The sequence below is a fragment of the Nissabacter archeti genome (assembly GCF_018257325.1).
GTDB classification, from domain to species: Bacteria; Pseudomonadota; Gammaproteobacteria; order Enterobacterales; family Enterobacteriaceae; genus Chimaeribacter; species Chimaeribacter arupi.
In genome coordinates this window covers 351,249-357,849 of record NZ_JAERKB010000003.1, presented here as the reverse complement: position 1 = coordinate 357,849, position 6,601 = coordinate 351,249, and the positions used below count along the sequence as shown (strand labels likewise).

Here is a 6,601-nt window from a genome sequence, read left to right as displayed (position 1 = left end):
TGATGGTGGGTCGTGCAGGATTCGAACCTGCGACCAATTGATTAAAAGTCAACTGCTCTACCAACTGAGCTAACGACCCGCTGTGCGGTACTGCTGGAATCATGGTGGGTCGTGCAGGATGACTCGGCCTCTGGCCTCGCCCTTCGGGCCAACGCTTGCGCGTTGTTATCCTTCACTTCCTTACATCCATCACCTTCTTTAAATGATGGTGGGTCGTGCAGGATTCGAACCTGCGACCAATTGATTAAAAGTCAACTGCTCTACCAACTGAGCTAACGACCCGCTGTGCGGTACTGCTGGAATCATGGTGGGTCGTGCAGGATGACTCGGCCTCTGGCCTCGCCCTTCGGGCCAACGCTTGCGCGTTGTTATCCTTCACTTCCTTACATCCATCATCTTCTTTAAATGATGGTGGGTCGTGCAGGATTCGAACCTGCGACCAATTGATTAAAAGTCAACTGCTCTACCAACTGAGCTAACGACCCATAATTCCTTGCTGCCTTAACGTTTTACAGTTGTCTTGGCAACGGCGGCATATATTACTAATTTATCTTCGCAGTGCAACCACTATTTCTTAATGATGGCATCAACTGCTTGTTCTTCACGCGTTCACGCCCAGAAATCAAGCGAAATGGCCAAATTCTGGGCGTAACGTGCTAGCCGAGCGCGGAAAGACGCTTTTGCGATTGCTTGGCAGCATCCGTATTCGGGTACTGTTTCTGCACCTGCTGGTACACGGCTTTGGCTTTATCTTTCTGCCCTTTATCCTGCATGATCACGCCGACTTTAAACATCGCATCTGCGCTTTTTGGGGATTTGGGGAAATTTTTGACCACAACCGCGTAATAGTAGGCCGCATCATCCTTCTTACCTTTGTTGTAATACAACTGCCCCAGCCAGTAATTGGCGTTCGGCAGGTAAGTGGAGTCCGGGTATTGCTTGATAAACGCCTGGAAGGCGCTTATCGCCTGGTCGTATTGTTTCTTTTCCAGCGCCAGTGACACCGCATTGTTGTAGTCGGTGTTGGCATCACCGCTGCTGGCCGGTGCAGATGCCGTGTCTGCTGCAGCGGCAGACGGTGCAGCAGCAGCGCCGGCATCAGCAGCCGGTGCGGCAGGTGCCGCCGCAGCGCCCTGGCTGCTCAGGCTGTCTATTTGCTGATAAATCTGCTTTTGCCGTTCGACAATCTGATTCAGCTGGTACTGATTCTCCTGGATCTGGCCACGAAGGGAGTCCACATCACGTTGGGAATCGGCGAGCTGTTGCTGGAGTTGGGTTAAAAGTTGACTGTGAGCATTGGAGATACGCTCAAGCTGCGTGACACGGTCTTCCACCGAGCCAGAGCCGACATTACTGATTGGCGCCTGGGCAGTAGCGGCCCAGGGGGCCGCTACGCCAACCAGTAACGCCAGACTTAATAAAGAATGTCTGAAGTTACTGCTCATGCGATTCTCTTAGTATACCAGTACGGCACGACGGTTTTTGGCGTAAGCCGACTCGTCATGGCCCAGTACGGCAGGTTTCTCTTTACCGTAAGAAACGATAGCGATCTGGTCTTCAGATACGCCTTTGCCTTGCAGGTACATTTTCACGGAGTTAGCACGACGCTCACCCAGGGAAATGTTGTATTCCGGCGTGCCGCGTTCGTCCGCATGACCTTCGATGGTCACTTTATAAGACGGGTTGCCGCGCAGGAAGGCTGCGTGCGCATCCAGCATTTGAGCGAAGTCAGAACGGATATCGTACTTGTCCAGGTCGAAGTAAACGATGTTGTTCCGTTGCAGCTCTTGCATCTGGAGACGTGCTTGCTCGTCAGACGACATGTTGCCTGCGCCTGCGCTGCCGTTTTCCATCATACCAGTGCCGCCGGCGCCCATACCAGATTGGTCATTGTTTGCGCTTTTGTTAGAGCTACATGCAGCGATAGCGATAACCGGTAATGCCAGCATCAGCCCTTTCAGCACTTTATTCAGTTGCATCTCTTTGATCCTTTTATTGTTTGCCATACATATTCACACATGCATCACAGATACGGCGACCAGGCAGGGAATTTGACCTGTCCATCGGTAGCCGGAAGACGCGCTTTGAAACGCCCATCAGTCGAGACCAGCTGTAACACGGAACCCAGCCCTTGTGTGGAGCTGTAAATCACCATGGTGCCATTCGGTGCGATACTAGGCGTCTCATCCAGGAACGTGTCCGTCAACGTTTGGACGGCTCCCGTTTCCAGATCTTGTTTGGCGATGTGTTGCGCGCCACCATTGGAACTCACCATTGCCAGGAACTTGCCGTCACTGCTGACGTCAGCGTCCTGATTCTGAGAACCTTCCCATGTCAGGCGTTGCGGCGCACCGCCATTAATATTGACTTTATACAACTGCGGACGGCCACCCTGATCGGAGGTGAAGGCCAGGTTCTGGCTGTCCGGGAACCAGGTCGGTTCGGTGTTATTGTTACGTCCGTCGGTCACCTGGCTGATCTGGCCGGAACCGAGGTTCATCACATACAGGTTCAGGCTGCCGCTTTTGGAGAGCGCGAAAGCCAGTTTGCTGCCGTCCGGCGAGAAGGCCGGCGCACCGTTGTGACGCGGGAACGACGCAATCTGACGGATAGCCCCGTTTGACAGGGTCTGAACCACCAGCGCAGAGCGGCCGCTTTCAAAGGTCACGTACGCCAGTTTGCTGCCGTCCGGCGACCAGGCCGGGGACATCAGCGGCTGCGGTGAACGGTGAACCACGAACTGGTTGTAGCCGTCGTAATCCGCTACGCGTACTTCATACGGGAACTGGCCGCCGTTGGTCTGCACCACATACGCAATGCGGGTACGGAACGCCCCTTTGATACCGGTCAGCTTCTCGAAAACTTCATCACTGGCGGTGTGCGCCGCATAGCGCAGCCACTGCTTGGTGACTTTGTACTGGTTCTGGGCCAGCACGGTGCCCGGCGCGCCGGAGGTGTCCACCAGCTGGTAAGAGACCAGGTAGTTACCGCCTGCATCCGGCTGGATCTGCCCAACCACCACGGCGTCAATACCCAGTGCCGTCCAGGCGGCCGGCGTCACTTCTGCGGCGCTGGTCGGCTGCTGCGGCATACGGGCAGCATCGATCGGATTGAATTTGCCGCTGTTGCGCAGATCCGCGCCCACGATAGCGCCAATCTCTTCCGGTGCACTGCCCGGCCCAGCCCATTTGAACGGCACCACGCCGATCGGGCGCGCGGAATCCACACCCTGGGTAATCTCAATGCGGACTTCCGCATGAAGAACGGTGGCCCACAACATCAAAAGGCCCATCGCTACTCGAAATGCCTGCTTCATTGTCTCTCCCTTATCTGGACGGTTCTGCCCGCGATAATTTAGCAGAATTTTAACTAACCAACGCACACAAAACTAGAACATTACCCGTGAAACTATAGTAAAAGTCTTAAAACTTGCTGCGTTATGCGCTTAACGTGGTTTGAAGTCCAACGGCGCGTTCTTAAACACCTCATAAACATCTTTACTTGGTGGCTTAGGAATCCTTGCCTGCTTGGCCGCAGCGACGGCCGCCTGGCAGAGGGCCGGGTCGCCCCCTTCCGGTTTGACGTCAATCAGCAGGCCATCCGGCGCCAGCTTGATACGCAGCGTACAGGTACGGCCTTTGTAGAGCTGGGCGTCATAAAACTTGCTCTGGATGGCTGCCTGGATCTGGCTGCCATAGCTGGCGATATCCGCCCCGGAGGCCCCACTGTTCTTATTCTTGCCCTGCCCTGCCGCACCGGCAGCACCGGAGGCGTTGCCGCTGGCCGCGCCGCCTGCTTTCGGGGCATTCTTCGACGAGGCCAGCCCGCCGAACAGGTCATCCACATCTTCACTTTGTTTGGCGGCTTCGGCTGCCGCCTTTTTCTTGGCATCGGCCGCGGCTTTCTTCGCGGCGGCGGCTTTCTCAGCCGCAGCGGCTTTTTCTGCGGCGGCTTTTTCGGCCGCGGCTTTTTCTGCGGCGGCCTGTTTGGCCTCTTCCGCAGCCTGTTTTTTCGCTTCGGCTGCGGCGGCTTTTTTCGCCTCAGCCTCTGCCGCTTTTTTCGCTTCAGCTTCGGCGGCTTTTTTCGCCTCGGCTTCTGCCTGTTTCTTCGCGTCTGCGGCAGCTTTCTTCGCCTCTTCCGCGGCCTGTTGCTTCGCCTCGGCTTCCGCCTGCTTCTTCGCTTCCGCAGCGGCTTTCTTCGCCTCGTCTGCCGCCTGCTTTTTCGCCGCGGCAGCGGCCGCAGCGGCTTCTTTTTTCGCCTGCTCAGCTGCCTGTTTCGCGGCGTCTGCCTGGGCTTTCGCCTCGGCTTTGGCCTGTGCGGCGGCCGCTTCCGCTTCTGCTTTCGCTTGCGCCGCGGCAGCTTCCGCCTGTTTCTGTTGCGCCTGTGCTTTGGCGGCAGCCGCTTGTGCCTGTTTCTGCTGTTCGGCCAGCGCCTGAGCCTCTTTCTGCTGGGCCTCCTGCGCGGCCAGGCGCTCTTTCTCCAGCGCCTTCAGGCGCTGCTGTTCCGCAGCCTGCTTCTGTTGCAACTCTTCTGCTTGCTGCTCGGCCTTTTTCTGGCGTAACTGAGCCGCGCGCTGGGCGTCGGTTTGCTGTTGCTGCTGGCGGTTATATTGCTGAACCACGGCACCCGGATCGACCATCACGGCATCAATCGCGCTGCCGCCATCTTCACCGCCGCCGCCACCGCTCATGGACATATCCTCGGTGAGCGATCCCCAGATCAGCAGGCCAATCAATATGATGTGCAGCACCACCGAAACAATAACGGCGCGTTTTAGCTTATCGTTTTGCTCAGTTGCCTTTACCACAATAGATTCCCAAAACAGGATTACCAAAAAACAAGGTTTTCAACCGCCCTCTCCCTGCGCGTTGAAAACCCGGATAATAAGGGCCGGCACCGGGGCCGGCCTGGCCTTAAATAGGCTGTGTCATTAACCCTACCGAGGTCACACCCGCCTGGTGCAGCATATTCAGTGCCTTAATAATTTCATCATACGGCACCTCTTTTGCGCCCCCGATCAGGAATACCGTCTTGGGGTTGGCTTTCATGCGATCGGCTGCTTCAGCGATCACCTGCTGCTCCGGCAGTTGTTCCATACGCTGGTGATCGACCACCATCGTGTATTGGCCGACCCCGGAGACTTCCACGATAACCGGCGGATTGTCATTGTTGCCGACGGCTTTTGAATCCGTTGCATCCGGCAAATCAACTTCCACGCTCTGGGTGATGATGGGGGCGGTCGCCATAAAGATCAGCAACAGCACCAGCAACACGTCGAGCAAAGGAACAATGTTGATTTCCGATTTCAGTTCGCGGCGACCGCGACGACCACGTGCCATGCTCTCCCCCTACCTTATTTGCTGCTCTCGCTGGAGAATGCCTGACGGTGCAGGATGGCGGTGAACTCTTCCGTGAAGTTGTCGTAGTTCTGCTCCAGTTTGTTCACGCGCTGGTTAAGCCGGTTATAGGCCATAACGGCCGGGATGGCGGCGAACAGGCCGATCGCGGTGGCGATCAGGGCTTCTGCGATCCCGGGGGCAACCATCTGCAACGTGGCTTGCTTGACCGCGCCCAGCGCGATAAAGGCGTGCATGATGCCCCATACGGTGCCGAACAGGCCGATATAAGGGCTGATGGAGCCGACGGTGCCGAGGAACGGGATGTGGGTTTCCAGCGTTTCCAGCTCACGGTTCATGGAGATGCGCATCGCGCGCGACGCCCCTTCGATCACTGCTTCCGGCGCATGGTTGTTGGCGCGGTGCAGGCGGGCAAACTCTTTGAAGCCGGCGTAGAAAATCTGCTCAGAGCCGGTCAGGGCGTCACGGCGCGTCTGGCTCTCCTGGTAAAGGCGGGAAAGCTCAATCCCCGACCAGAATTTATCCTCGAACGCTTCCGCATCGCGGGTAGCCGCATTCAGGATGCGTGTGCGCTGGATGATAATAGCCCAGGACACCACCGAAAAGCCTATCAAAATCAGCATGATAAGCTTCACCAGAAGGCTGGCCTTCAAAAAGAGATCAAGAATGTTCATGTCAGTCACTGCTTAAACTCCGCGACAATAGACTTGGGAAGCGCTATCGGCTTCATTTGGTGTGGGTCGATGCAGGCGATCAGGACTTCTGCACTGCTCAGAAGCGTTCCCTGCGCATCGAGGATTTTTTGAGCAAACGTGAGCGAGGCACCGCGCAGCGCAGTAATTTCACTCTGCACTTCCAGCAAATCATCCAGACGTGCGGGGGCAAAGTACTCCACCGTCATGCGGCGGACAGCGAAAGCGACATGATCAGCCAACAATTGCTGTTGATGAAAATGGTGTTGGCGCAGCATTTCTGTGCGCGCTCTCTCATAAAAGGCAACATAACGAGCGTGATAGACCACGCCACCCGCATCCGTATCTTCGTAATAGACACGAACCGGCCATCGGAACAACGGATTACTCACTCTACATCCCGTCCTGCAATTAAACGCGCTTACTATACGCAATGGCATTCAGGTTGGGAATGGGTTGCCAGAGTTACAGAGAAATAATTATCGGTCCAGTCTGGGCGCTATAAATTAATGTAAATTATTAGCAAAAAAAGTTTATTTCCTGCCCACCCCA

Annotated in this window: 7 protein-coding genes and 3 tRNA genes; all 10 read right to left on the bottom strand. The window is 56.0% G+C overall.

Translation table 11 applies throughout. The features are described from left to right. Nucleotides 1-3: 3 nt before the first annotated feature. Nucleotides 4-79 (bottom strand) — tRNA-Lys (locus JK232_RS06090). A gap of 127 nt (nucleotides 80-206) precedes the next feature. Then, nucleotides 207-282 (bottom strand) — tRNA-Lys (locus JK232_RS06085). A 127-nt stretch (nucleotides 283-409) separates the two neighbouring features. Beyond that, nucleotides 410-485 (bottom strand) — tRNA-Lys (locus JK232_RS06080). A gap of 171 nt (nucleotides 486-656) precedes the next feature. Continuing rightward, complete coding sequence (cpoB, locus tag JK232_RS06075) at nucleotides 657-1,445, bottom strand: cell division protein CpoB (protein WP_072926193.1); 789 nt, start codon at nucleotides 1,443-1,445, stop codon at nucleotides 657-659. Nucleotides 1,446-1,454: 9 nt separating this feature from the next. Continuing rightward, nucleotides 1,455-1,979, bottom strand: coding sequence for a peptidoglycan-associated lipoprotein Pal (gene pal, locus JK232_RS06070; RefSeq protein ID WP_072926195.1), 525 nt, complete (start codon nucleotides 1,977-1,979; stop codon nucleotides 1,455-1,457). Between the two features lie 44 nt (nucleotides 1,980-2,023). Beyond that, nucleotides 2,024-3,316, bottom strand: a complete 1,293-nt coding sequence (gene tolB / locus JK232_RS06065; protein WP_072926197.1) for a Tol-Pal system beta propeller repeat protein TolB — start codon at nucleotides 3,314-3,316, stop codon at nucleotides 2,024-2,026. Nucleotides 3,317-3,445: 129 nt separating this feature from the next. Beyond that, a complete protein-coding gene (tolA, locus tag JK232_RS06060; RefSeq protein ID WP_072926875.1) occupies nucleotides 3,446-4,807 on the bottom strand; it encodes a cell envelope integrity protein TolA in 1,362 nt (453 codons plus the stop codon). A gap of 106 nt (nucleotides 4,808-4,913) precedes the next feature. Continuing rightward, on the bottom strand, nucleotides 4,914-5,339 hold the full coding sequence (gene tolR, locus JK232_RS06055) for a colicin uptake protein TolR (protein WP_072926199.1): 426 nt from the start codon (nucleotides 5,337-5,339) through the stop codon (nucleotides 4,914-4,916). A 14-nt stretch (nucleotides 5,340-5,353) separates the two neighbouring features. Further along, the gene (gene tolQ / locus JK232_RS06050) at nucleotides 5,354-6,040 is read right to left on the bottom strand and encodes a Tol-Pal system protein TolQ (RefSeq protein ID WP_072926200.1); all 687 of its coding nucleotides are present in this window, start codon (nucleotides 6,038-6,040) and stop codon (nucleotides 5,354-5,356) included. Beyond that, entirely contained in the window at nucleotides 6,037-6,441 is a 405-nt protein-coding gene (ybgC, locus tag JK232_RS06045; RefSeq protein ID WP_072926202.1) for a tol-pal system-associated acyl-CoA thioesterase, read from the bottom strand. The genes tolQ and ybgC overlap by 4 nt, the downstream gene beginning before the upstream one ends. Between the last annotated feature and the right edge of the window lie 160 nt (nucleotides 6,442-6,601).

Coding starts and splice junctions, on each gene's coding strand:
- cpoB (WP_072926193.1), bottom strand. CDS start 1,445: ATGAGCAGTAACTTCAGACATTCTTTATTAAGTCTGGCGTTACTGGTT.
- pal (WP_072926195.1), bottom strand. CDS start 1,979: ATGCAACTGAATAAAGTGCTGAAAGGGCTGATGCTGGCATTACCGGTT.
- tolB (WP_072926197.1), bottom strand. CDS start 3,316: ATGAAGCAGGCATTTCGAGTAGCGATGGGCCTTTTGATGTTGTGGGCC.
- tolR (WP_072926199.1), bottom strand. CDS start 5,339: ATGGCACGTGGTCGTCGCGGTCGCCGCGAACTGAAATCGGAAATCAAC.